The 23010-nt window shown below is 47.1% G+C and carries 19 protein-coding genes; 5 read left to right on the top strand and 14 right to left on the bottom strand.

All coding sequences use genetic code 11. From position 1 onward, the window contains the following. Positions 1–8: 8 nt before the first annotated feature. From B2U10_RS14835 to B2U10_RS14845, 3 genes are all read right to left on the bottom strand, one after another. On the bottom strand, positions 9–2687 hold the full coding sequence (locus tag B2U10_RS14835) for a glycoside hydrolase family 70 protein (RefSeq protein ID WP_290788638.1): 2679 nt from the start codon (positions 2685–2687) through the stop codon (positions 9–11). A gap of 202 nt (positions 2688–2889) precedes the next feature. Continuing rightward, on the bottom strand, positions 2890–6189 hold the full coding sequence (locus B2U10_RS14840; protein WP_290788640.1) for a hypothetical protein: 3300 nt from the start codon (positions 6187–6189) through the stop codon (positions 2890–2892). Positions 6190–6686: 497 nt separating this feature from the next. Further along, entirely contained in the window at positions 6687–7097 is a 411-nt protein-coding gene (locus B2U10_RS14845) for a hypothetical protein (RefSeq protein WP_056064263.1), read from the bottom strand. Positions 7098–7262: 165 nt separating this feature from the next. On the opposite strand from B2U10_RS14845, the gene B2U10_RS14850 reads away from it, so the two are divergent. Next, positions 7263–7514, top strand: a complete 252-nt coding sequence (locus B2U10_RS14850) for a hypothetical protein (RefSeq protein WP_231496907.1) — start codon at positions 7263–7265, stop codon at positions 7512–7514. Positions 7515–7582: 68 nt separating this feature from the next. On the opposite strand, the gene B2U10_RS14855 is transcribed toward B2U10_RS14850, so the two are convergent. The 6 genes from B2U10_RS14855 to B2U10_RS14880 all read right to left on the bottom strand — a co-directional run bounded on the left by B2U10_RS14855 (position 7583) and on the right by B2U10_RS14880 (position 11440). After that, on the bottom strand, positions 7583–8008 hold the full coding sequence (locus B2U10_RS14855) for a helix-turn-helix domain-containing protein (RefSeq protein ID WP_035410570.1): 426 nt from the start codon (positions 8006–8008) through the stop codon (positions 7583–7585). Positions 8009–8123: 115 nt separating this feature from the next. Continuing rightward, positions 8124–9719 (bottom strand): SdrD B-like domain-containing protein, encoded by a 1596-nt coding sequence (locus B2U10_RS14860; protein WP_290788643.1) that lies wholly within the window; start codon positions 9717–9719, stop codon positions 8124–8126. A 135-nt stretch (positions 9720–9854) separates the two neighbouring features. Beyond that, complete coding sequence (locus tag B2U10_RS14865) at positions 9855–10169, bottom strand: four-helix bundle copper-binding protein (protein ID WP_290775128.1); 315 nt, start codon at positions 10167–10169, stop codon at positions 9855–9857. 96 nt (positions 10170–10265) lie between these two features. Beyond that, entirely contained in the window at positions 10266–10688 is a 423-nt protein-coding gene (locus tag B2U10_RS14870; RefSeq protein ID WP_035410579.1) for a hypothetical protein, read from the bottom strand. A gap of 7 nt (positions 10689–10695) precedes the next feature. Next, positions 10696–11118 carry a 3-hydroxyacyl-ACP dehydratase FabZ gene (fabZ, locus tag B2U10_RS14875; protein ID WP_029342716.1) on the bottom strand — a complete coding sequence of 141 codons (423 nt, stop codon included), beginning with the start codon at positions 11116–11118 and terminating at the stop codon, positions 10696–10698. Between the two features lie 28 nt (positions 11119–11146). Beyond that, positions 11147–11440: a DNA-directed RNA polymerase subunit beta gene (locus B2U10_RS14880; protein WP_035410582.1), complete on the bottom strand. Its 294-nt coding sequence runs from the start codon at positions 11438–11440 to the stop codon at positions 11147–11149. Positions 11441–11845: 405 nt separating this feature from the next. On the opposite strand from B2U10_RS14880, the gene B2U10_RS14885 reads away from it, so the two are divergent. Both B2U10_RS14885 and B2U10_RS14890 read left to right on the top strand, forming a co-directional pair. Next, positions 11846–13216, top strand: coding sequence for a copper amine oxidase (locus B2U10_RS14885; protein WP_290788647.1), 1371 nt, complete (start codon positions 11846–11848; stop codon positions 13214–13216). 93 nt (positions 13217–13309) lie between these two features. Further along, positions 13310–14242: a class F sortase gene (locus B2U10_RS14890; protein ID WP_290788649.1), complete on the top strand. Its 933-nt coding sequence runs from the start codon at positions 13310–13312 to the stop codon at positions 14240–14242. Positions 14243–14457: 215 nt separating this feature from the next. On the opposite strand, the gene B2U10_RS14895 is transcribed toward B2U10_RS14890, so the two are convergent. Together B2U10_RS14895 and B2U10_RS14900 are read right to left on the bottom strand one after the other, a co-directional pair. Continuing rightward, complete coding sequence (locus tag B2U10_RS14895; protein WP_035410591.1) at positions 14458–14781, bottom strand: winged helix-turn-helix transcriptional regulator; 324 nt, start codon at positions 14779–14781, stop codon at positions 14458–14460. Between the two features lie 66 nt (positions 14782–14847). Beyond that, entirely contained in the window at positions 14848–16005 is a 1158-nt protein-coding gene (locus tag B2U10_RS14900) for an AI-2E family transporter (protein ID WP_290752931.1), read from the bottom strand. 251 nt (positions 16006–16256) lie between these two features. On the opposite strand from B2U10_RS14900, the gene B2U10_RS14905 reads away from it, so the two are divergent. After that, positions 16257–18797: an ATP-binding protein gene (locus tag B2U10_RS14905; RefSeq protein WP_290788652.1), complete on the top strand. Its 2541-nt coding sequence runs from the start codon at positions 16257–16259 to the stop codon at positions 18795–18797. Between the two features lie 98 nt (positions 18798–18895). Then, complete coding sequence (locus B2U10_RS14910) at positions 18896–19744, top strand: NAD(P)-dependent oxidoreductase (protein WP_290788655.1); 849 nt, start codon at positions 18896–18898, stop codon at positions 19742–19744. A 50-nt stretch (positions 19745–19794) separates the two neighbouring features. Here the strand turns inward: B2U10_RS14910 and B2U10_RS14915 are convergent, their stop codons facing one another. From B2U10_RS14915 to B2U10_RS14925, 3 genes are all read right to left on the bottom strand, one after another. After that, positions 19795–20577: a flagellar hook-basal body protein gene (locus B2U10_RS14915; protein ID WP_035410604.1), complete on the bottom strand. Its 783-nt coding sequence runs from the start codon at positions 20575–20577 to the stop codon at positions 19795–19797. A gap of 12 nt (positions 20578–20589) precedes the next feature. Further along, complete coding sequence (locus tag B2U10_RS14920; RefSeq protein ID WP_290788658.1) at positions 20590–21378, bottom strand: flagellar hook-basal body protein; 789 nt, start codon at positions 21376–21378, stop codon at positions 20590–20592. Between the two features lie 279 nt (positions 21379–21657). Beyond that, positions 21658–22857: a multidrug efflux MFS transporter gene (locus tag B2U10_RS14925; RefSeq protein ID WP_290752944.1), complete on the bottom strand. Its 1200-nt coding sequence runs from the start codon at positions 22855–22857 to the stop codon at positions 21658–21660. Between the last annotated feature and the right edge of the window lie 153 nt (positions 22858–23010).

The following is a 23010-nucleotide window of genomic DNA, read 5'->3' on the forward strand; positions in this document are numbered from 1 at the left end:
GCTTGGTGTTACTTGACTGTGACTGTGAATGTTTTGACGACTTTATAGTTTCCAACTGTCGTGTACGTGACACGAATCGTCGTTTTGCCTGCTTTAATACCTCTGACGTTACCGCGTGACGAGACTTGTGCGACTTTTTTGTTTGCTGACGTATACTGAACGGATTTGATTTTATCCGTTGTTGACGTATAAGAGATACGTGTCGTCTGGTTCTTCTTCAGCGTTGCTTTTGAAGCTTTCAGCGTGACACTGTTTGCTTTTGTTTCGATCGGTAAAACTGTCTTCAAAACAAAACCATCTTTTAACGTAACCGTTGCTTCCACCGTCGTTTTCCCTGTTGCTTTACCTGTCAAGCGACCTTTTGAATCGACTGTCGCTTTTTTTGTATCAAGGACACGGTAGCGAGTCGAAGCGATTGCTGATTTTGAGTTTGCGATTGTCGTTTTCAAGTTCAACGCTTTCCCTTGATAGACTGAACCGGCTTTGATCGTCGCGACTGGTGCTTTTGTTGCTTGCGGAACGAAGACGCCGACGTAACCGTTGACTTCCGCCGTCTTGATTCCTTTGACTGGAACCGTCAAGACACCGTTCTTATCTGTGACGAGTTTCGTGTTCGTGACGCCACTAGCATCGACGAAGACTTGGTTCGCGTGTGTTTTACCCATGTTGACTGGAATCGTCGTATTTAGACCTGCATTTTTCCCGATGACGGTCGCGACACCCGTGTTACGGTTCTTCCCGAAGCGAACGCTTGAGATCAAATCTTTCCCAGCTTCTTTTGATGTGTTCGATGTATGGTAAGCCACGAACTGTTTACCGTACGCGTATTTTTTACGTACTTTTAAGAGATTCGTGATTTCGTCATAGTACGGTGTCGTTTTTGACATGTACGATGCATCGGTCTGGTAGAGATCACCGTAGTAGACGGTCGGAACTGTATTTTTGTTCGAAAGAAGGAACGCATACTGCGCAACGATGTTTTCCGTTGAGTATTTCTTCGTCGGACTAGCAAGCTCTTTGTTGTAGATTGCGAGTGCTTTTGCTTCTTTTTCTTTCGTATACAGCTTCTCAAACGACTTCGGCTGATCCGTTTTACTGTACTGAGCACCCGCCTTGATGCCGTACATATCCAGCATGATTTGATTGACACGGTTTTTCTCTTGGTCGTGGTTATTGACGAACGACCAGTTCGGTTGAACATCCGTCGCGCCATACCCTTCACGGTCTACGACTGAGAGTTTCGCAAGATCACGAAGTGGACGTTTTTGCGAAGCTTTTAGCGCTGAACGCAATGTGAAGTACAAATCAGAGTCCATGATGAGTTGTTCGTTGTTGTTTGCTTTCATGTACGAACGTTGAGATGCTTTATAGCTTTCGATATAGCTCAAGTAATCTTGTTTTCCGAAATGCGCTTTCGAGATTTCTGCTTCTGCTTTTAGAATCGCTTTATCGTAGTGCGACGCCGCATCGATTCGGAATCCGTCGAACTTATACGTTTCAAGCATCCACTTCATCCAGTTCTTCTGTTCTTTGATGACTTCCGGGTTCGAGTTCGCAAGGTCAACGCCGACGAGGAATTCATCATTTCTTGCCATCGTGTTGTTGATCGTCTGCGTCGGGTTTCCTTTTTCATCGACGAAGAGGAACTGATCTTCTGTATCGATACCAGAGTTATCGTTTTGGAACGAACGTTCTTCTGAACCATAACCATATTCCGCTTTTGTGCTCATGTATTGATTTGTTAAGTCTGCAATTTTTCCATTATCTCCAGATGCTAACAATGCTTCTTTTGATGCAAAGCCATTCTTCAGCATGAACGGCAGATAACCTGTGTCTTTTGTGTATTGCGTCAACATCGGCTTCCAGTTATCCGGTGATACTTCATACCAGCTATCTGTCGCGAGATACGAATCGACCGTGTCGATGTGTCCCGTTTTTGCTGCTTCAAGCAACCATTCTGGCAAGTAGTTGTCCGCGTGATCGACACCAAAGAAACGATACGCTTTCCCGTCTTGGTCCGTCATGATCCGTCCAAGTCCCTGACCTTGAAGGGAGGTTCCGTTGAGATACGACTTGTTCCATTCTTTGATGTAGCCGTATTTCGCCTGTCCCATACCGCCACCTTTTGTGTAAGCGAGGTAAGGTGTCGCAAGGGTCTTCGTCGTTTCGCCACCTGTGAATGGATTTGCGAATGGTTTACCTGACCCCGTCGCACGACGCACGTAGACCGCTTCCCGTTGACTTAGACCAAGCATTTGGTTCGGTACGAGATCCATCTGGACTTTGATGTGATCGTCATGCAACATATCGACCATCATCTCGAGTTGTGAGGCTTTTCCGTATTTTGTCGGAATCGTACCACCCGGTCCTTGCGGGAACTCACCGAGATCATATCGATCGGCAATCGCATAGCCTTCTAAATAACGAGCCATGTCAAATGAACGATAGGCAGGTGGAAGCCAGACATCCGTCACGCCCCATGTGTTCAATAAATCTCCTTTTTTCGCAAGCGTCCGGTACATGTTACTTTCGTACGGTTGGAAGAGGCTAAAGCTTTGGAAGATGACACGATTATCGAGTTTTTCACCTGCTGTGAATGCTTGTGCGCGTTCTGGTGCATAGGTGAGTCCACTTGTTGCGACGACTGCAGCTAACAACCCAGCAGATACTTTTTTTGTTTTGCTCATGGATTAAATCTCCTTTATCTCTGTATGTTTTTAAATATTTATACCTGAATTTCCAAATAACATCACATAATTTAACATTTTATTGAGATGAATATGAGTCTGATTTTTCAAATTAAGTAAATAGATTTTTCAAAATGCAATCGATTGCGCTAATTCCTCGAAAAAACCTCCTCCTACCGAAGTAGAAAGAGGTTCACGTTCCTTAGTTCAATCCGAGAAGAACAGCTTTCTCGTAACCACCAGTCAAGACAGAGTTGTCATACGACTGAAGATCTTTGTTGACGACGATGACGTTCGACAACGTTTTCAGCGTACCAGCTGGGACTTTGATCTTCACGATATCAAGTCCGTTCGATACGATGTCATCTGAGTCAGCAAGCGAAATCGTTGTTCCGACCGGAAGTGCTTTTCCGTTTAAGACATAATTCGCTGTACTTGTCGCATCGTACATACCAGAGTACTGAACGCCTTCTGTGAATTTGATGCGAATGACATCTTTCTCGTTTTTCTCATTAGCAGTGACCTTAAGGATTTCAAATGGTGATAAGACTGGTGTTGGTGGTGTTTTCATGAGTTTGAAATCATGTGTCGCTGTCGCAACTGTGTTACCGACATCATCCGAAAGTGATTTGACGACGACTTTCCACTCTTCACCGTAACCTTCCATGTCAACAAGCTTTTGTAGATTCTCGTTTGCTGCGACGCGGAAGTTTTTGTCTGTTGTATCCGTGTAATTAAGGACCGAACCATCGATTGTAACGATTTTTCCGTCTTTATTTTTACCAATGAATTCAACAGTTGTCTTTGGAGGTAAGACTACACCATCACTATTAATGAGTGGCGTGTTGTACTCATCGAGATCACGGATTTTAACAGGCTCACTCATCATAACAACGAAATCATTACTTGGTGCTAAGCGATCAATCGTGTTAATCTCAGCACTCTTCAGATCTGGTGAATTAAGAGGAGAACCATCATAGTTCAAATCAAGCACGAGTGCGTCATTCTTCTCTCCATTCGCTTCAGCCTGAATCGCATCTTTCGCGAGTGTGATGCGGAATTTATCGTTGTAGTAGTTTTCTTTCGTGTTGACGGTATCATAGATTTCCGTCCAGTCCTTCATCAACTCGATGACTGCTTCGCCCGTCTCTTTGTTGTACGACGTGACGTCCACATATTTGCTGAAGTCTTCATATTTCTTCGTATTCGAGTTGTAACGTTCAAACTTCAATTCATTATCAAGCAATGCTAAGATGTTCGCTTTTTTAAGACCTTTACTGAACATGATACGGAATTGTTCAGGCGACTCAACTACAACACCAGCTGTCGGTTTAACCGTGTCTGCTGCAACTGTGAAGTCAAGGTTTTGAGTCGTACCGATATTCGTTTCATCAGAAAGCGCTGCATAGTCGTAAATGCTTGATACTTGAAGTGAGTGTTTACCCGCTGCGAAGTAACCTTGTTTAAGACCTGGATAGTTATCTTTTAAAGTGATTTTGACTGTATCGCGGCGATCGACACCCATTTTATTATCAAATCCATAATGGAGGACGTCAAAGTACTTCTCGCCGTACTGACCGTCGATTTTGAAATCAGCTGTAGCAACAGATTCAGAGAATTTCACTTCGAGTTGATTCAACCCTACAGCCTTAACAGAAGTGACTTCAGGCTGACGAGCATCTGTTAACTTGAAGCTTGCTTTTGATTTGACTTCTGTATCCGTGTTGCTCGTGATTTTCGCTGTCAGCTTAACGACTGCGTTATCTTGGAGTGGTGTTTCTTTGTCCAAGATCAACTCGAATGCTTTTGGATTAGAAGGAACTGCTTTGACACCGATGACACGTTTTGTTCCCTCGAATTGTTCGATTTGGATGTTATCGTTTGCGAGGTAATCTTCTTCATGAAGACCTTGCATGACTTTATCGAGTCCAAATGATTTAAGCAGAAGTTCACGTGAGACGGCTTTATCAAGGAAGATCGTTACGCGATCTGCTTGGTTCGACTCAGCTGCAAGAACATTGATCATCTCAATTGGAGCAGGCGTCACAGCGATCGTGCTGAATTTGACTTTCGTTTCTCCAGCAATCTTACCGATTAGGTTTTTGTAGTCACCAGCTGCCGTTTCAATGATTTCTGCTTTGATGATTGCTTCGATATCTGTGTTACTGAATTCAGACGTCAACAGAACCGTCGCTTTACCGTCCTGGATCGTGACACGATCTTTCGCGAGAGCACCGAATGATGTCGACAATTTCAAGACGATATCATCTGCATTTTTATCGACTTCACCAGTCGATTTGTTTTTAAGAGCGAATGTCACTTCCGTGTTATCTGCTCCGTTCGCAACGATTGTCGAAGCTTTTGGTGATACTTCTAGCATCCAAATATCTTCAACACTTTGTGTCATGAAGCTAAGCGAACCGAGATCCTTCGCGACGCCACCGACCATGATCCCTTTCGCGTCAACTGAGTAGTCTTTGCCATACTCGAGTCCTTCCACTTCAAGAACTGCTGATTTCTTGTCTGGGCTAAGTGTCGCGGATTTAACTGTCGCACCTGCGATTTTGAAGTTGTCTGCTGTGACAGAGTCAACGGCACGCGAGAATGAAACTTCGACTCTCTCTTTGCCGATTGCTTTTGCTGAAGCGAGGACTGTTTTTGCAATCGTGAAGTCCATCGGAGCTGATTTGACAGCGCCGACTTTGACGACATAGCTGTGTGTTCCTTCTGGAATACCACCTTGCGATGCCATGAACTTCCCTTTCGAGAGCGTTCCTTTCGCTACGATTGGTGTAGCTGACATGTCTTTGCCTGGGTAGATCAAGAGTTCTGCTTTCGCGCCCACTGCTGGGTACATGACGTCTGCTTTGACTGAAAGCTTCTGATCATCAACGCTTCCCATGACGTTCGAGATGTTTGCTGCCTTAACTTCGTAGTTGATGTAACCTGTTACGACAGAGTTAGCACCTTTGTACGTGTAAGCTAATTTATATTTTCCTGCTTTTGAAGTCGATGGAGTTTTGAGGTTGAACTTGCTAATTGGGCGCTTGACGATGATACCTGATTTGTATTGAACGTTGATTGTGCTTGGCAGTTGAACTTTTCCGCCAACAGCAACCGGTTCGAGGACTGGTTCGATGATATCTACGACATAGTTTTGAAGTTCGACTTTAAGAACTGCTTTCTTCGTCGTACCGGCTACCTTACCGTAGAGAACTTGGTATTTGTTGATGTATTTCTTTTCGAATTTGACAGAACCGCTCCACTTGACTGAGCGCATCTCATACTTGCCGTTTGAAAGTTTGACTTTGACTTTCGTCGGAAGCGTCAATTTCTTGACTGCGTATTTCGAACCACCTGCATGTTTCATCAAGATTGGAGAGATGTATTTAACCGAGACCTTCGATGCTGCATCAGCAGCAACCGGAGCTACGACAGACGCCGTGACTGCAAGCGCAGCTGCAGCAGCGTACAATTTGTTCGTTTTCTTCGAATAACCCATGTTTACTATTCCTCCTCTTTTCTAACAAATCAAAAGCGAAAACCCCAATTTTAAATCTACAATATAAGTAAAATATAGAAATATTTTACTTTAGAGCAGTCAAAAAATTCTTTAGTCGTCTTAGGAGGAATACGTTCTGTTTCACGTGCGATCATTCGTCTATCATCAAGACGATCTATCCGTGATTCATATGTATCCGATTGGGATGAACTAAAGACACTGCCAAAACCGCTTCAAAAAGCCATTTTTATTGTAGATTCGTGCACACCACCGTTTCGTTTTTGAGAATCGGTAAGAATGCTACACGTCAAATATACAAAACTAGAAAAGACGCCACAATAGATTTTTTGTAAAAAATAGGGGAATAGTAGTAAGATAAAATATATTTATATGGGCTGTGCATGGAAATTAATTTTTGGATTTACCCCTTTAAAGAAAACGCTTACATTATATTAAATTTCTGTCTTGTTTTCGTTTTACTAAAATAAAGTTTGGTTTCATGAAATGAAATGATCCGCTTTTTCGATCGCTCGAAGAAATGATTCACGATGTAGCCGATGCACATCATCGGCCCACATCTCGATTTTTGATCCACGTCGTTTGAGTTCAATCGGTAATCCACGACCAATCCAATCAAGTTGACGTTGCAAGACATGACGCTTTCGTCCGTCCTGTCGCTCCGCTTCCGTAAACTGGCGCAAGTACTGGAGGACATAACCGAATCCAAACTCAATCGGAATCCGTAGCTCCGCTCCCTTATCTCGTATCCGGATGATGCCCGCTCCGTAATGAATCGCCCGGAACAACTCCTCATTGATACGCTGATACCAGGTACCTTGCGTCAGACAGTGCGGCTCTAGCGCTCCTTTTTTACCACTCGGTAAGACTGCGAAATAATCAATGACCATTCGTCTGCTCCTTTTCATCAAAAAAATAGGTGAGTCCGCGTGGGTCTCACTTATCATGACAGGTCAAATGGTTCGATTGTTCGAAACTGATCCGAATCATTTCACATCATTCAACATCGAAAAAGCTTTCCGAATACGCTATACTGGATTACGGGAATGGGAGGAATGCTCGTGGCTATCATTATCTTTTGCCTCGTCTGTCTCATTGCGTATCGGATCCGCAAGCTTCCCGAAGCACTACGGACGATTTTACTCATCCTCGGTTTACTCAGTGGATGGTTCGCGCTCTTTGAGATGATCGGCTTCATCGAAGCCAATCCGTATCTGGCTGCAATCCCGATTGGACTGGGACTTGCTTACTGGTACTGGCAACGAAAAAAGAAACAAACAAACGACAAAACCCCTTCCGCCTCGTGAAGTGGGTTTTTCTTGTAGCGAAACGAAAAAAGCGATGTCTCCTATATCGGGAACATCGCTTTTTGTCTTTACGATTGAACTTTCCGTTCAACCGCCGCAATTTTTTCTTCAATCTCTAGTAACTTCAGTTCATGCTCGAGTTCAAGACGACGTTTTTTCCGTTTCAGGCGATCGAGTTCTTCTGCGAGTGACTCTGTCGACGCTTCCGGTTTCGGTGGTGCCTGTTCCATCGATTGACGGAGTGGATCGAACAGGTTCGATTTTGCGAACTGCGCTGCTTCCGGTCCGAACATGTCTTGGATGAGCGGGAGAATCTTATTCATCGCTGTACCTGGAATTTGCGACTTCTGATCAACGAGACGTTTCAGTGCCAACTCATCGACGAGGTACCCTTTTCCGTCCTGTTCAGCATGTAATTCACCTGTCCGGATCCAGCGACGGACCGTTTCTTCTGAGACGCGTAACAATTCACTAATCTGTTTTGTCGTTAACATCGTCATCCCTCTTTCCTTTTAGTAATACCTTCACTATACACACATGTGTGCGTGTGTGTCAAAGAATACACACATCAAAAAAGAGACCTCCTTGTAGAAGGTCCCCCTGTAATGATTAAGCTCCACGACGAACGAGTAACCAAAGACCCACGACAGCAAGACCTGCTCCTGTTGCTGCATATGGGAATGGCTTGTCTTCCCCAGCTTGTGGTAATGTTCCCGTTGCTGTTGTCGTCGACTGTTTTGTCGCAGCATCGACTGCTTTGACTGGCGTTTTTGTTGACGTTGGTGTTGGTTTTGGCGTCGGCTTCGCGACCGGTTCTACTTTCGCAATTTCTGCGAGCAAGATCGTACCGAAGCTACCTTCTTCGATCGTCACACCCGCTTCCGGTGATTTCCGCTCAAAGTACTTCAACAACTCATCAACCATTTCTTGTTCTTCTGGCGTCAAGGCTTCTTCATCGTTCGCCATCAATTTCATCGCTTTTGCTTGCTGAGCGAATGACTCATAATCTTCATACATTTCTTCGTCCATATCCATCATTAAGTCATCCATGTCAAGATGGTGCATCGCTTTGACCGTGTAGCCTTCTGCGACTTCCGTCTTGACTGTGTATGTTCCTGGATCGAGCTGGATCATCATTAGATCATCTTTCGAAATCTTCTCTTGATAGACGTCTTTTCCTGTGATTGCATCCGTCACCGTATATGTCGCAGGAACTGTTCCTTCGTCATAATCTGGCTTTTGGTTGCCGTTCGCATCAAAGAAGTTGACGACAGCTAACCAATGCTCGAACATACCGTCAAGCTCTTCGTCGCCGTAGAGACCAGCGTCGATCACTTCCGTTTGTCCTGCGACGAGACGGACTTTTTTCGTTCCCATGTCTTCGTCGACATCGGAATCGATCGTCCGGTCGTCACCGACGTTTTGCTCGGAATAGAAGTAGTAACCCATATCATATCCGTCGACTTCCACTTCATACGTTCCTGGCTTCAAATTCTTGAAGCTGTATGTGCCGTTCTTCGTGTAGGCTTCATCGATGACATCTTCGTTCCGATTCATCAAAGAGACGAGGATATCATCGAGACGTGTTTCCTTCTCTTGACGGATCCCGTCCTCGTTCTCATCGAACCAGATCGTTCCTTCGATCGTTGCCGTCGTCGGTGTTTCGACTGGTGTCGGTGTCGCGTCATCACCTGTCTCTGGTTTTTCGGTCGTTGGTTCTTCCGATGTCAGCTCTTCCTTGACCGGGTCTTCTTTCACAGGCTCTTCCGGTGTTGGTTCTTCCTTGACGGGTTCGTCTGTCGCTGGATCTTCTGTGACTGGCTCATCCGTCTTTGGTGTCTCTGTCGTCGGTTCGTCTGTCGTTGGTTCGTCTGTCGTCGGCTCATCTGGTGTAACGACTTTACTGAACTGGACGAGAACCGTCCGCTGTCCATCTGCTGAGACGACCTTGACGACAGGTGCCGTCTCTGCCGTGAACGTCACGACCGGTGTCTCTTCGATGTTGACGTCTTTTCCTGTCACGCCCTTTTCAAAGACAAGTGCCGTCTCCGACGTGATATCGACGATGCCTGTGCCTTCAAACGTCAACGTATACGGACCTGTGCCCGTTCCTGTGACGTCCCACTCGACTGTTTCCGCATAGACCGGTAACTTCAGACCAAATGCAACAACGAGTGCCATCAAAAGTAAGCTAAGTTTTTTCATAAGTGTATGTATGCTCCTATCGTGATTTAATATTACCTCCCTAAATAGTAAACAAATCCGCCAAAAATAACCAGAAGAATTCTTGAATTCCTGCTATTTTTTTATAATAAAAAAACCTCGTCCAAGGACAAGGTTTTAGATAAGCTGGCGACACGCTTCTGCACATTCCGTACATGCTTGCGCACAAGCTTGGCAGTGGTCATGATCGTGTTTGCTACATTCAGTCGCACATGCTTCACAGATTTCTTGGCATGCCTTTGCAAGGACCGCGACATTTGCGCTGTTTCGAGCGATCGCTTGCAGCAATAAGCTACAGATATCGGCACAATCGCGGTCGAGTCGAATACAATCTGACATATGTCCGACATGTTCCTCGTTCAGGCAAGCATCAAAACAATGATTACAGGCGAGAATACAATCCGTCAGTCGTTGCTGTACTGCGTGATCCATATTGATTCCTCCTTTGTATAGGTTTTGATTACCCTGATGACTTGAAACAAAACAAAAATAAGACAGCATTTGGAGCAAAATGCTCACCCTGCTGTCTTATTTAACGATCTCAAGCGGAATCTCGATCCCACGCCCTGCTCCTGCATCAATGATGAGGACCGGAAGACGCTGGTCATCGAAGACTTCTTTTTCAATCGTCGTATCGGACGTATAGGTCCGGATTTCCCCCATCTTCTTTGCTTGGAAGGAGACGAACGGAAACGGAATCGATTGATTGGCGACATCGAGGCGGATATCGACCTGTTGGTCATCGAGCCGAATGTCATTTGCTGTCCGGATGACGAGACGCATCCGGTCATTTTCCGTCAGCGTGACCTGTGCGGAAATGTTCTCGGTCTGCCCCGCACGCTTAACGGGATCTACGATGACCGTCGGGGAAGCGGTCTTCGCTTGTTCCGCGCGCTGACAACCCGGAATGACAAGTAAGGAAATCGCAAGAGGGATCAGCCAGCGTTTCATGTTGGCTTCACTTCATAGCAAACGTCAGTTCAGCGACACAGGCGACTTCCCCATCGACTGTGGCTGTGGCACGACCTTTACCGATTGGTCCACGGACCTTCGTCAATTCGACTTCGAGGCGGAGCTGATCCCCGGGAACGACTTGACGTTTGAAGCGACATCCTTCAATTCCTGCGAAGAAGGCAAGCTTTCCTTGGTTTTCTTCCATCTTCAGCACAGCGAAAGCACCGACTTGTGCGAGTGCTTCGACGATCAAGACGCCAGGCATGACATTGTATTCTGGGAAATGGCCATTGAAGAATTCTTCGTTCGCCGTCACGTTCTTGATTCCAACGGCACGTTTTCCCTCTTCGACTTCTAAAATGCGGTCAACGAGTAAAAACGGATACCGGTGCGGAATGACTTCCTTGATTTGTTCGATTGTATACATATTCGACAGCTCCCATCACTGATTAAAATTAAGATTTCATCCAAAAATCGGTGATGCGGGTCCATGTGTCGAGCTTTAACACATCCATTGCCTCGCCACCACCAAACGTCGCATAACCCACCATTGCACCGACGATCAGTGCTACGACGATGAGAATGAGAACGATCAGTACGCGTACGATGATCGGAACTCGGCGTGTCGAGTACGCACGAAAACGTCGCTCTGATTTGTGCTCCGGATTGCCGGTTTCCTGGTTCGAAGGCTGTTGCTTCTTCAGGCGTTCACGCGTTGGCTGATCCGTGCCTGTTTGGTTTTGTACCATCTTGATCACCTTTCATTGATTCAGTCTGAGAACAGTATAGCATATTAGTACCTGGTATTAAATAGTTCCAAATTCGCTACAAAACGTGTTCCGCAATTAGTGTAACACGACCAGACAGGCAATTTCTCTAAAAAATTTTAGTTTGTGTATATAAGGAAGCAGAAAAACAGTTTCCCACAATCTGCGGGTTTTTACGATTTTTTTAAATCCAAAATGAACTGCTCGGCGTAAGCTTTCCAGAACGACGCAGCAACGGTCCACCAGATGGCATGAAACATCACTTCAACAGTCTTTTGAAAAAAATAAAACTTCATGCAATCCAAATCGACCAGTGATGCGTAAGCTATTCAGAACAGGCAAGAAACACCTACCAAATAAACCAAAAAATGAGAGGAATGATTTCAGATGAAACACACGAAAAAATTCGCAGCATCAGCAATGGCAGCAGCACTCGTACTACCAGGAACGGCAGCATTCGCTTCCGGTGGCGGAGAAGACATGAAACAAGATGCACCGAAAAACGTCACGGTCAAAACGAAAGCCGCTGACCTTCGTGCCACACTCGATCAATTACTCTCTGAGCACTTCGTTCTTGCCGTCATGGACATGAAGAAACAATATGACGGTTCAAAAGACGCACAGTACTACGAAGCAGCACTTAAACAAAACGCACTCGACATGACACCAGCGATTGCTTCTGTCTATGGTGATGAAGGCGCGAAACAATTCGAGAAAATCTTCGTTGCTCACAACAAATATACGACAGACCTCGTCAAAGCCGTAAAAGCGGACGACCAAGACGGTATCAACGCTTCGAAGAAAGAAACAGAAGAGTTCGTACAAGATCTCTCAAGCTTCCTCGATACAGCAACGGAAGGTAAACTCCCGAAAGCAGCAGCTGAAGAAGTCCTTCGTGCTCATGAGGCAGACGTCTACAAGACTTTCCAACAATATGCAGCGGGTGACTACGAAGGATCGTACAACACGTTCCGCGAAGGATACAGCCGTATGTATGACATCTCAAAAGCACTCTCTGTTGCGATCACAACACAGATGCCTGAGAAATTCGACAACACGAAAGCTGACTCAAAAGCAGCCGATCTTCGTTCAACACTCAACAGTCTCGCCGCTGAACACGTCGCACTTGCAAACCTCAGCATGACAGCTGGCGTTGACCAAGCGAAAGACTACGATGCAGCAAACTGGGCTGAAGACATGCACACAGCTGACTTCAAAGCAGCCATCAAATCAATCTACGGTCAAGCCGGTGCCGATCAATTCGAACAAGTTTGGACGAAAAACCACATCGAAGCCCAAGCGAACCTTGTCACAGCAGCTGTCAATGACGATAAGAAATTGATGGGTGACGCGCAAGACATGCTCAAAATGTTCTCGAACGACTTCGGTGCATTCCTTGGTGCGGCTACAGAAGAAAACCTTCCAACAAAAGCAGCACAAGAAGCCGTATCCGGTCACGAGACGTACGTCCAAGACACATTCATGCAGTATGTGGAAGGCGACTACAAAGGTTCTGTCGACACATTCCGTGAGTCTTACGCTTACATGTACGGCGTAGGAGCTAACCTCGGTGATGCCATCGTCAAACAATCACCAGAGAAATTCATGGATGGTACTCCAGGATCAATGCCGAACACAGGTAACGGTGGTATGAGCGATAGCAACAACACAGCTGCAACAACTGGTGCAATCGCAGTATTCGGTCTTGCACTCGGAGCAGTTGGTCTTGTCCTCGCACGTAAACGTCAAAACGCCTAAGAAATTGGGTATACTCCATAACAGGATAGCGATCCGCTATCCTGTTTTTTTACATAGAGGGAACACCTTCTCTCGGAAAGGAGCTACGCGCACATGAACCGTTGGTTATTACCGGCGAGCATTCTTTTGATGATCGCATCGGTCGGAACATTGTTGTTCCTTTTGTTCGGTCAACCAAAGCCGGACACATCGAACATCACGCAAGGTGATGCTAAAACAGAATCCGCGGCCTCTTCCGAGACGAAGGAAGATCCGCTCAAGCCGTCAGAAATCTTTAAGAAGGAGTTCAAGGATCTCTCGACGACAGAGGTCGAGCTCCCAAAACAACTCTTCATTCCGAAACACGACATCAAGACGAAGGTCGAACAAGTCGGACTCGATCAAGATGGCGCGATGGCAACGCCTAAAAATGAACAACAAGCCGGTTGGTATAAGTTCGGTCCGCGTCCGGGTGATGTCGGGAACGCCGTCATTGACGGACATACCGATACGAAGACCGGTCCTGCCATCTTCTATAAACTGCATGAACTAAAAAAGGGTGATCCGGTCGAAGTGACGGATGCTTCCGGACGTAAGCTCGTCTTTCGTGTCAAAGAGCTCGTCCAGTACGATCACTTAAAAGCACCGCTGAAAAAAATCTTCGGTCCAGCCGACACCCGGAATTTGAACTTAATCACGTGTATCGGAACATACGATCAGAATCAAGGAACGTATGATAACCGCCTCGTCGTTTTCACGGAATTAGACGAAAAGGCATCAGATCCCGTCAAGACACCACCAAAACCAGCGACGAATATTCGGGTTAGCGGTGGATTCATCAACTGGTATGCCTCAACAGATGAGGATGTCGTCAAATACAACATCTATCAAGAGAAGGACGGAAAACGCAAAAAACTCGGTACAACGGAATCAATCGAGCGTAAAGCATTCCCGCTCCCTAAAGATGCAACAGGTCGTTTCGTCATCACGGCAGTCAGTAAAGCCGGAATCGAATCAGAGGATGCGTTCAGCGCCGTCCAAAAATGATAGCAGAGCAGGAACCAACGGATGATTTGGTTCCTGCTTTACTTTTATCTACTACTCTTCAAGTTCGTTCGCTCGTTCAGAAGCATTGAAGAAGACATGCATCGCCTTGTTTTGATCTGGTTCTTTACTCGTATGTCATTTTTATAGGAGTATCGCTTCAAAAAACGTAAAAAAAGACCTCTGAGCAGCTGCTCGGAGGTCTAGAATCCTGCTGTTTAATATCGGATGTGCTGTTTACTCCACCGGATCGATTCCGTGAATTGTCGGACAAGGTCTTCTGCCGGTGCCGTCAAATAATAGGCCAGTCCGTGCACTTTCTCAGACATCTGCTGGATGACGAGTCCGTCTTCAATCAGCTCCTGCAGTTGCTCGAGGATTTGCCCGTGCGACTGATCAATCCGTTGCTCGAGTTCCCCGATCGTCAACGCTCCATCACGCAAGAGATAAATGATGCTCGACTTCAAACTGTTCTCGAAGTTGTGTTGAAATTTTTGCAACGCCAGTAGATCGGCTTGTTCTTCGGTATGACGTGAATCCATCTGATTCTTGCCCCCTTCTCTTAGCTACCTTTTCAGTATGACGCACTTTTACATGAATTTCAAAACTCAATCGCGCTCCGTGATGATCGTATCGAACGTCTTTTCTTCCTCCGTAATGACCATCTTCTTCTGCGATCGGAGGTGATAGAGACGACGGATGTTTAGAATGACGACCTTCATGACAGCGTAGAACGGTACACCGAGCAAGACTCCGAAGAAACCGGCGATGTTCCCCGCGACAAGCAAGACGATGATGATCGTCAACGGGTGGACATCGAGTGTCTTCCCTTGTACAAGTGGTGACATGATGTGCGAATCGATCTGTTGCGCGACCGTCATGACGATGATTGCATAAATCGCAAGGATCGGATCCTGGATGAACCCGACGATCAGTGCTGGAATGACACCGAGAACCGGACCGAGAAACGGAATGATGTTCGTCAGTGTCGCAAACAAGGCGAGTAACAACGCATAATCAATTCCGATGATGAGATATCCGATATAGGCGATGACCCCGACACCGATACTGACGATGACTTGCCCGCGGATGTAGCTCATGATCGTCACGTGGACGTCCCCGAGGATTTTTTGCGTTTCCTTATGGTACTCATACGGCATCAGCTTAACGAGATTGCCTTTAAGCTTATCGCCGTCAAGCAGCATATAGATCAACATGATCGGAATGATGATGATCGTCACGACCGCTGTCGTCAGGACACTGACGAACCCACCGACACCCGTACCGATGTTCTTCAGGAACGTCGATGCATATTCCGAGATGTTCCCTGAGAACTTATTGAACAAGTTATCTGGTCCTGATAGGAAGCGTGAAAAGGCTGCACTGTTTTCGAGTTGGTCCCGGACGTCAATCAATTGGCGCTGGAACTGTGTCGCAAGCGTCGGTATCGAATTGACGAACTGCGTGACCTGCTCCGACAACATCGGACCAAAGATGAAGCCGAGTGTCGTTAAAATACCGATTAAACCGACGAGCACAATTAAGACAGCAGGTCGCCGCTTCATCTTTTTCTCGAGCAACTCGACGATTGGCAACAGGACGTAATAGAGAATCCCGGCGATTGCAAGGGGTGGTACGACCATTTGAAGCAGAATTGCGATCGGTCGGAACAGGAACGTAACATGATCGCCAATCCAGACGATGATGAGCAATGTCATGACCCACCATGCGAATCGATACCATTTATTTTCAAACATTTTTTGCATCTGACCACTTCCCCTACTTAAAATGATGAAGTTCAATATCTTCTATGGTTTTTCCTTAAAACATTGCTTCTTAATCCTTATTCTTAAAAAATGTATCATTTAATATCAATTAACAAATATATGATATATTTGTTTTAGTGGTTTTTGCAGATTCAAATTTGCCGAGACCTTTAAAACTACGTAAGATGAATATATTCGGCATTTAAGCAATCTTTTTCATACATGTAAAACAGAATACGGAGGATACCCCAGTGAAATGGATTAATCGTACCATCGGTCGTCAATTGATGTTCGCCTTCTATATGGTGTTCGTCGCTCTTAGCATCACGTCTGCGATCGTCTATTTCTATACGGAACAGAAGATCGATCAAGCCAATGCAACATTTGATGATTTACGTGAACGGCGGACGAATGCGAATGCACTCGCGAACGAATGGACCGTCGCGCAAAGTAACGTCAAATCTTACTTATTGACTGGTTCACAGGAAACACTTGATCAGGTGAAGACGAATCAGCAGGAAATCAATCGTCTGACGACGTGGTTCGAAAAGTATGCAATTTATGAGCAAGGGAAAGAATATGCGACAGCGACTCGTCGCATTTATGACGATTATTTCGGCACATCGCTTCCACTTCTCAACGAATACGTCGAAGGAAAAAAGGACGGGAAGATCAATGAAGACTTTGTGACTCCTGACACGCTCGCTGCTCTTTCCAACGGGAAAGACTTGTTCACCAAAAATGGGACGTTACGTGGCTCGGTCAGCTTATCAGAAGCAGACGTCGACATGACACGGATTGATACGTTGCTTTCAGATTATCTGACATTGATCGAAAAGAAGGAAGTGGACGCGAAAAACGATCTCTTAAGCGAGATGCGTGTCGCGCAGTTCATCTGGCTGTCGAATCTCGTCGTCTTGATTCTCGTCCTCTTATCTCTCGTGCGTCCGTTCATCAGTCGCGTCACGAAACAGGTCAATACGCTATCCCACGACAGTGCTCTACTTGCATCAGGGGAAGACATCCAAACAATCCCGTTACCGAAACGCAAGGACGAACTGCATACGCTAACGGCATCGTTCAATCAGATGGCGGCTTCGATCGCGGACAATAAAGTCCATATGCTCGCGAAGAACGAAGAACTCCAAGCGCAACAGGAAGAACTCGTCGCGCAGCAAGAAGAATTGCAAGCGCAGCAGGAAGAACTCGAAGAAGCACTTGATATCACGCTTCGGAGTGAACAACACCTCAAGTATCGTAACGAACTGACTGAGACGCTTGCTTCTCGTGAGACGTTGACGGCTTATCCGGAAATCATCGAGAAACTCGTCTCCATCACGCATTCTGAAATCGGCGCCCTCTTGTTCCTCGATCAACAGGAAGTCCGCTCGACGATCGATTACGGGATGACAGAAGAGATGGTCGGTCGTCTCGTCTCTGATGATCAGTCACTCCTGCACCGGGCACGTCTTCTGAAGCGTCCTGTGCACTCATCGAAACAGGTAGCGCACGAAAGCCCGCTTCCGTACCCGTACTATATGTATGAAGTCGCGGTTCCGGTCCTTGATCCGTCAAAAGAGCATATGATCGCCTGCATCTATCTCGTTCGTTATCGTGATGCCTTCACGACGGAGCAGATGAGCGACATCTTGTCGTTCTCGCATCAATTGTCACTCTCCCTCCTACGGATGGGGATCTATGAGGAAATGATCCGCGAGAAGAACAAGACGACGCAACTGTTGAACTCGATTCGGGAAGCTGTCGTCTACATCGAACATGAGACGGATGAGTTGCTCGTCAACGAACCCCTCATGACGTTGTTTCCGGAAGTCCCGACAACGTTCGAAGACGAAGAACGTTCTGCCTTCGAGCAAGCGATGCAGGCACTCGCTGACATCATTGACGAACCGGCAGCGTTCGAACGTTACATTGAACAGATCATCGAACTCGATTTACCGAAAGACAGCTTGATCGTCTCGATCCGCAAGCATAGTACTTACATCCAAATCTACGCGGAGAAGATCGAGGTAGACGGTATGTGGGTCGGTACGATGCTCGTTCTCCGCGACGTGACGAAAGAAACGGAAGCCGAGCGGATGAAGGAAGAGTTCGTCTCGACCGTCTCGCATGAGTTACGGACACCGCTCTCTTCGATCTATGGCTTCACGGAGCTGATGCTCAACAAACGGTTCGAGGAGGAACGGCAACGGAAGTACCTCCAAACGATCCACTCCGAGACCGGTCGCCTGACGACACTCGTCAACGACTTCCTCGACGTCCAGCGCATGGAGTCGAGTGAACACCGGTATGAGATGACGACGTTTGATGTCGTCGAACTTGCTCAGGACTTGATCGAGTTCTATGATGTCTCGCATGAGACGCATACGATTGATTTTGAGGCCCGTGGACCGATCATGATTGACGGGGATGCGGAAAAGATGAAACAGTTGCTGAACAACCTGCTCAGCAACGCCGTCAAGTACTCGCCGAGCGGTGGTACAGTCTTGATACGGATTACAAATGAACTTGGTTTCGCTCAAATCCGTATCCAAGATGAAGGCATCGGGATTCCGCAAGACGCCCTTCCAAAATTGTTCGATAAGTTCTATCGTGTCGATAACTCCGAGACACGCAAAATTGGCGGAACCGGTCTTGGTCTGTCGATCTGTAAGGAGATCGTCAAGCACCACAACGGAACGATTGATGTCGAATCTGTCGTTGGTGTCGGATCGACCTTTACGATTCGTTTCCCGATCGCCGTCATCTCGACCATCCTCACGTATGAAGATTAATCACGCGACCGTTCACATCATGTGGACGGTCTTTTTTCGTTAGATTTGGCGAAGTGCGGGGTATAGTCAAAAGCGCATCATGATAAGGAGGAATCGACATGCAACTCGGATGGATTGGCTTAGGACATATGGGTGTACCGATGGCAAAACGTTTAATTGATGGCGGTCATGATTTGCTCGTCTATAACCGGACGTATGAAAAGACTGCTCCGTTGACAGAATTAGGAGCAACAGCTGTCAAAGAAATACAGGACGTGGTACGTCAGAGCGACATTCTCTTCGTCATGTTAGCGGACGGACCTGCCGTCGCGTCCGTTCTCGAAAGTATCCAAGAGAACCTCACAGGTAAGACAATCGTTAACTTAAGTACAATCTCCCCAGAAGAAACGAAGGAGATGGCTCGTCTCGTCGAAAAGAATGACGGCACGTATCTGGAATCGCCTGTCTCGGGCTCCGTTCCGGTCGCAGAAAACGGTCAGCTCGTCCTGCTTGCCGGTGGTGACGCGAACGTCGTCGCGACTTGTCAGCCGTATCTTGAGCTACTTGGCAAGGAAACGATTCATTTTGGACCACATGGCTCAGGCAGTGCGGCGAAGCTCGCCATCAATTTATTGCTCGCTGTCGTCGGTCAAGGGGTCGCGGAGACATTACTGCTCGGAGAAGGTGCCGGGCTCGAAAAAGAGAAGCTAATCCAGATGATCAGTGCTTCCGGGATGAACACTCCCCTCTTCAGCGGTAAACGTGACATGTACCGGAAGAACGACTTCCCGTCTGCTTTCCCGCTCCGTCTGATGGCAAAGGATCTTGGACTGATTACGGCAGAAGCGAGACGCCAACAGCTTGAGCTACCCCTTGCGCAAGCAACGGACGCTAGCTACACTGATGCGAAACCCGCTTACGGCGACGCGGACATGGCTGCGATCTATCTTGCGTTACAGGAAAAATAATGAAAAGGGTGATACCTCTCTTGCGAGAAGCATCACCCTTTTGTGATGTTTTATTTCAGTGACGTGACGATCCCCATCATCTGATCACTCGTCATCAACGCTTTCGAGTTAAACTGATACGCCCGCTGGAGTTGCGTCAAGTTCGTCATCTCAAGCGCCATATCGACGTTCGATGTCTCAAGCCGACCGACCGTCAACGGATTCCCTGTCGCATTCTGGTATTGTCCGGTTGCTGTGAACAAGCCACCCCCGACTTCCGTCAGCTCTCCGTAGTTCGGGATGTCCGCGACACCCACTCGAGCGAGGACACGACGATCCCCGTTTAAGATGCCGGTGATGTTGCCGTCCTTGTTCAGTTCAATCTCGGTCGCGTTCGCAGGTAAGACGATTGGATCATTCGCCTGGTTGATGACGGAGCGCCCGGCATCGTCCGTCAACAGAACTTGTCCGTTCGCTTGCGGCGACAACTGGAAGTTTCCGTCCCGCGTAAACTTCGTCACGCCATCCGTATCGATGACACCGAAGAAATGGTGCGGGTTTCCGAGTGCCGCATCGAGTTTTCGATCCGTCGTCCGGAATGTTCCGACGCCAAAACGTGTCGCTTCGTTCGCGACATAACCACCAACGCCGAGTCGAAGACCCTCTGGCGTCGTCAAGGGACCTGGTGTGAAGCCTGTCGCTTGGTTATTGATGTTACGGACGAGCAGTTCATTGAACTGAGCATCCCGCCGTTTATAGCCGTTCGTATCCACATTGGCAAGGTTTTGCCCGGTCGTATCAAGCTGTTTTTGCAGTTGTCCCATCGTACTTGCGGATGTATAGATTGATTGCATCATATCCTCCTATTAGCGAACGCGTCCGATTTCGGAAACAGCTTTTTCTGCTGTCCGGTCGTACGCTTGAATGACTTTTTGATTGGCTTCGAACTGACGTAGACCAGCATTCATCTCCGCCATCGTCTGTTCGATCTCGACATTTCCGAGTTCGAGTACACCTTGATCGACTCGAACGTTTCCGGCATTCAATGGATTGGCTGACCGGAATAGACCATTTCCTGTCCGTTCGAGCGTCTCCGGTTGATCCGTTACAACGAGACCGAGATTGCCGATCGCTTGACCATTTCCATCCGTGACGGCTCCGTCCGCATCGACTTTGAAGTCCTCATTGACGACGTCGAGTGGTTGTCCGTTCGTATTAAGAACGAGATCATTTTCTGTCGTCCGGAGTAACCCGTCTTGTCCGACGGCAAACTGTCCGTTCGTCGTATAAAGCGTCTCTTCCTCTTCTGTCAACGGATCCCGGTGACGAATCGTGAACAGCGGTGCTCCTTCAAGTGAACTGATTTGTAGATCGGTCGCATTGCCTGTCTCCGTGATCGAACCTTGCGTGAAGTTCGGGGTCGCTGCCTGCATGAAGACACCGGTCGCGAGTTTCCCGACCGTCGCGACTCCTCGCACACCCGTCCGTTCATTGTTTGCTGTTTGCTGGATCAGCATCTCTGGAAACGTCCGGAGTGACGCTTGATCAGCGCGGAAGCCCGGCGTCCGCGCATTCGCCAAGTTGTTACTGAGCATTTCCTGTTGACGTTGTAATGCCTGCATCGCATTCGACGCCGTATACATTCCTCGTAGCATGCGTTCCATCTCCTCATTGACTTCATGTTCAATTCTTTCCTTTCAGTATATCGGTCGACCGAAGAGGAATTATGAGCTTTTTTGAACAAAACGGTAATATCCAGCAGAGATGCATCGAAAGACCTACCTCAATTCCATAATTCGCTTTTCCATAGTTTACATATTGAAAATTGACAAATTTTGTTATACTTTAGATAATAATTTAAAGATACTTAAGGTTAATCCTATGAAAAAAAGCTTCCGTTCCCCAAACACAGTCTAGGAAATGGAAGCTTCTCATTAGTTATTCGGATTTTTCTTTAAAACAGCCGTTTGTGTTCGCTCTAGCACCGCATTCGTGATGACGATCAAGCCAGTAAAGAGGAACAGCGCTTCAAAACCAAAGTGACCGGCAATCTGTCCACCTGCGAGTGGTCCGAGGAAGTTCCCCATGAACTGCGCGGACTGGTTATACCCAAAGATCCGCCCCGATGCGTTCGCTGGCGTATTCTTCCGTAACAAGGTTTGGACAGATGGCAGTAGTGCTGCTGTCGCAAAACCGATTCCCATCCGTAAGACGATCAATTGACTTGTATCCGTGACGAATGCTTGCGGAATCAAGAAAGCTGCAAAGACGAGTAACGCAAAGAATAAGACACGCTCAGCGCCAATCTTATCGGATAGACGACCGAGTCGTTGCGCCGCAATCAAGGCTGCAATCCCAGGTGCTGACGCGACAATACCGGATAGTAACGCAAGACGTTCTGTACCGGGACTGAGTTCCCGAACATACAGCGACAGAATCGGACTAATCGATTGTGCCGCGAACTGAATCAGGAACGTCGTCAAGAAAAGGCTTAAAATGAGTTCCGGATGGCGAAGTGACTGGATGATTTCTTTCGCAGACGCCATCTTTTTGACTTCCAGTGGGACAAATTCTTCTTTGACGAAGAAGTAGGTCACGAGGAAGGTGATGAAGAGCGGAACGCTCGTAAAGAGAAAAACGGGTCGAAGCCCAACAACGTCGGCGAGGAATCCTCCAATGAGAGGTCCTAGCAATCCACCGGCAATCCCACCGGTCGACAGGGTGCCGAGCGCCCAGCCACTTTTCTCTTTTGGGGTTTGGGAAGCAACCATTGTAATTCCGGCTGAGATGAATCCGGAGACGGCTCCCATGACAAGACGTAAGAACACAAGTTGATACACATCTTGGACGAAACTGATCAAGAACATGACGATCGACATACCAAGGCTTGCTCGGAGTAGCATGAGCTTACGCCCTTTTCGATCGGCGAGACGTCCCCAAATCGGTGAGACGATCGCAGCGACGAGGAAGGTAGCACCAAAGGCGATCCCGGACCACGTCGTAATATCTTGTCGGCCGTCGACACCGAGCTCTTCAATGAATAAGGGCAAAAACGGTAACACGAGACTAAGAGCGGCGGCAGTCAAAAAACTACCGAACCAGACGACTACTAAATTTCTTTTCCACAATGGCATTGTGGCATCACTTCCTTTTATTTGACAATTCGTTTCAATATAACAACTTTCAATATACACTTCACAATGTGAAATGTCTAGGATTTGAACTGTCAAAGTGTAGAACAGGACCTTTGATGCATATAAGTGAATGCGCAACGACCGATAGTAAGG

This window comes from Exiguobacterium sp. UBA7533 (assembly GCF_002479335.1).
Taxonomy (GTDB): domain Bacteria; phylum Bacillota; class Bacilli; order Exiguobacteriales; family Exiguobacteriaceae; genus Exiguobacterium_A.

Coding starts and splice junctions, on each gene's coding strand:
- B2U10_RS14885 (WP_290788647.1), top strand. CDS start 11,846: ATGAAACACACGAAAAAATTCGCAGCATCAGCAATGGCAGCAGCACTC.
- B2U10_RS14845 (WP_056064263.1), bottom strand. CDS start 7,097: ATGGTCATTGATTATTTCGCAGTCTTACCGAGTGGTAAAAAAGGAGCG.
- B2U10_RS14900 (WP_290752931.1), bottom strand. CDS start 16,005: ATGCAAAAAATGTTTGAAAATAAATGGTATCGATTCGCATGGTGGGTC.
- B2U10_RS14855 (WP_035410570.1), bottom strand. CDS start 8,008: ATGTTAACGACAAAACAGATTAGTGAATTGTTACGCGTCTCAGAAGAA.
- B2U10_RS14925 (WP_290752944.1), bottom strand. CDS start 22,857: ATGCCATTGTGGAAAAGAAATTTAGTAGTCGTCTGGTTCGGTAGTTTT.
- B2U10_RS14910 (WP_290788655.1), top strand. CDS start 18,896: ATGCAACTCGGATGGATTGGCTTAGGACATATGGGTGTACCGATGGCA.
- B2U10_RS14915 (WP_035410604.1), bottom strand. CDS start 20,577: ATGCAATCAATCTATACATCCGCAAGTACGATGGGACAACTGCAAAAA.
- B2U10_RS14880 (WP_035410582.1), bottom strand. CDS start 11,440: ATGGTACAAAACCAAACAGGCACGGATCAGCCAACGCGTGAACGCCTG.
- B2U10_RS14850 (WP_231496907.1), top strand. CDS start 7,263: ATGCTCGTGGCTATCATTATCTTTTGCCTCGTCTGTCTCATTGCGTAT.
- fabZ (WP_029342716.1), bottom strand. CDS start 11,118: ATGTATACAATCGAACAAATCAAGGAAGTCATTCCGCACCGGTATCCG.
- B2U10_RS14920 (WP_290788658.1), bottom strand. CDS start 21,378: ATGCTACGAGGAATGTATACGGCGTCGAATGCGATGCAGGCATTACAA.
- B2U10_RS14870 (WP_035410579.1), bottom strand. CDS start 10,688: ATGAAACGCTGGCTGATCCCTCTTGCGATTTCCTTACTTGTCATTCCG.
- B2U10_RS14840 (WP_290788640.1), bottom strand. CDS start 6,189: ATGGGTTATTCGAAGAAAACGAACAAATTGTACGCTGCTGCAGCTGCG.
- B2U10_RS14860 (WP_290788643.1), bottom strand. CDS start 9,719: ATGAAAAAACTTAGCTTACTTTTGATGGCACTCGTTGTTGCATTTGGT.
- B2U10_RS14835 (WP_290788638.1), bottom strand. CDS start 2,687: ATGAGCAAAACAAAAAAAGTATCTGCTGGGTTGTTAGCTGCAGTCGTC.
- B2U10_RS14865 (WP_290775128.1), bottom strand. CDS start 10,169: ATGGATCACGCAGTACAGCAACGACTGACGGATTGTATTCTCGCCTGT.
- B2U10_RS14895 (WP_035410591.1), bottom strand. CDS start 14,781: ATGGATTCACGTCATACCGAAGAACAAGCCGATCTACTGGCGTTGCAA.
- B2U10_RS14890 (WP_290788649.1), top strand. CDS start 13,310: ATGAACCGTTGGTTATTACCGGCGAGCATTCTTTTGATGATCGCATCG.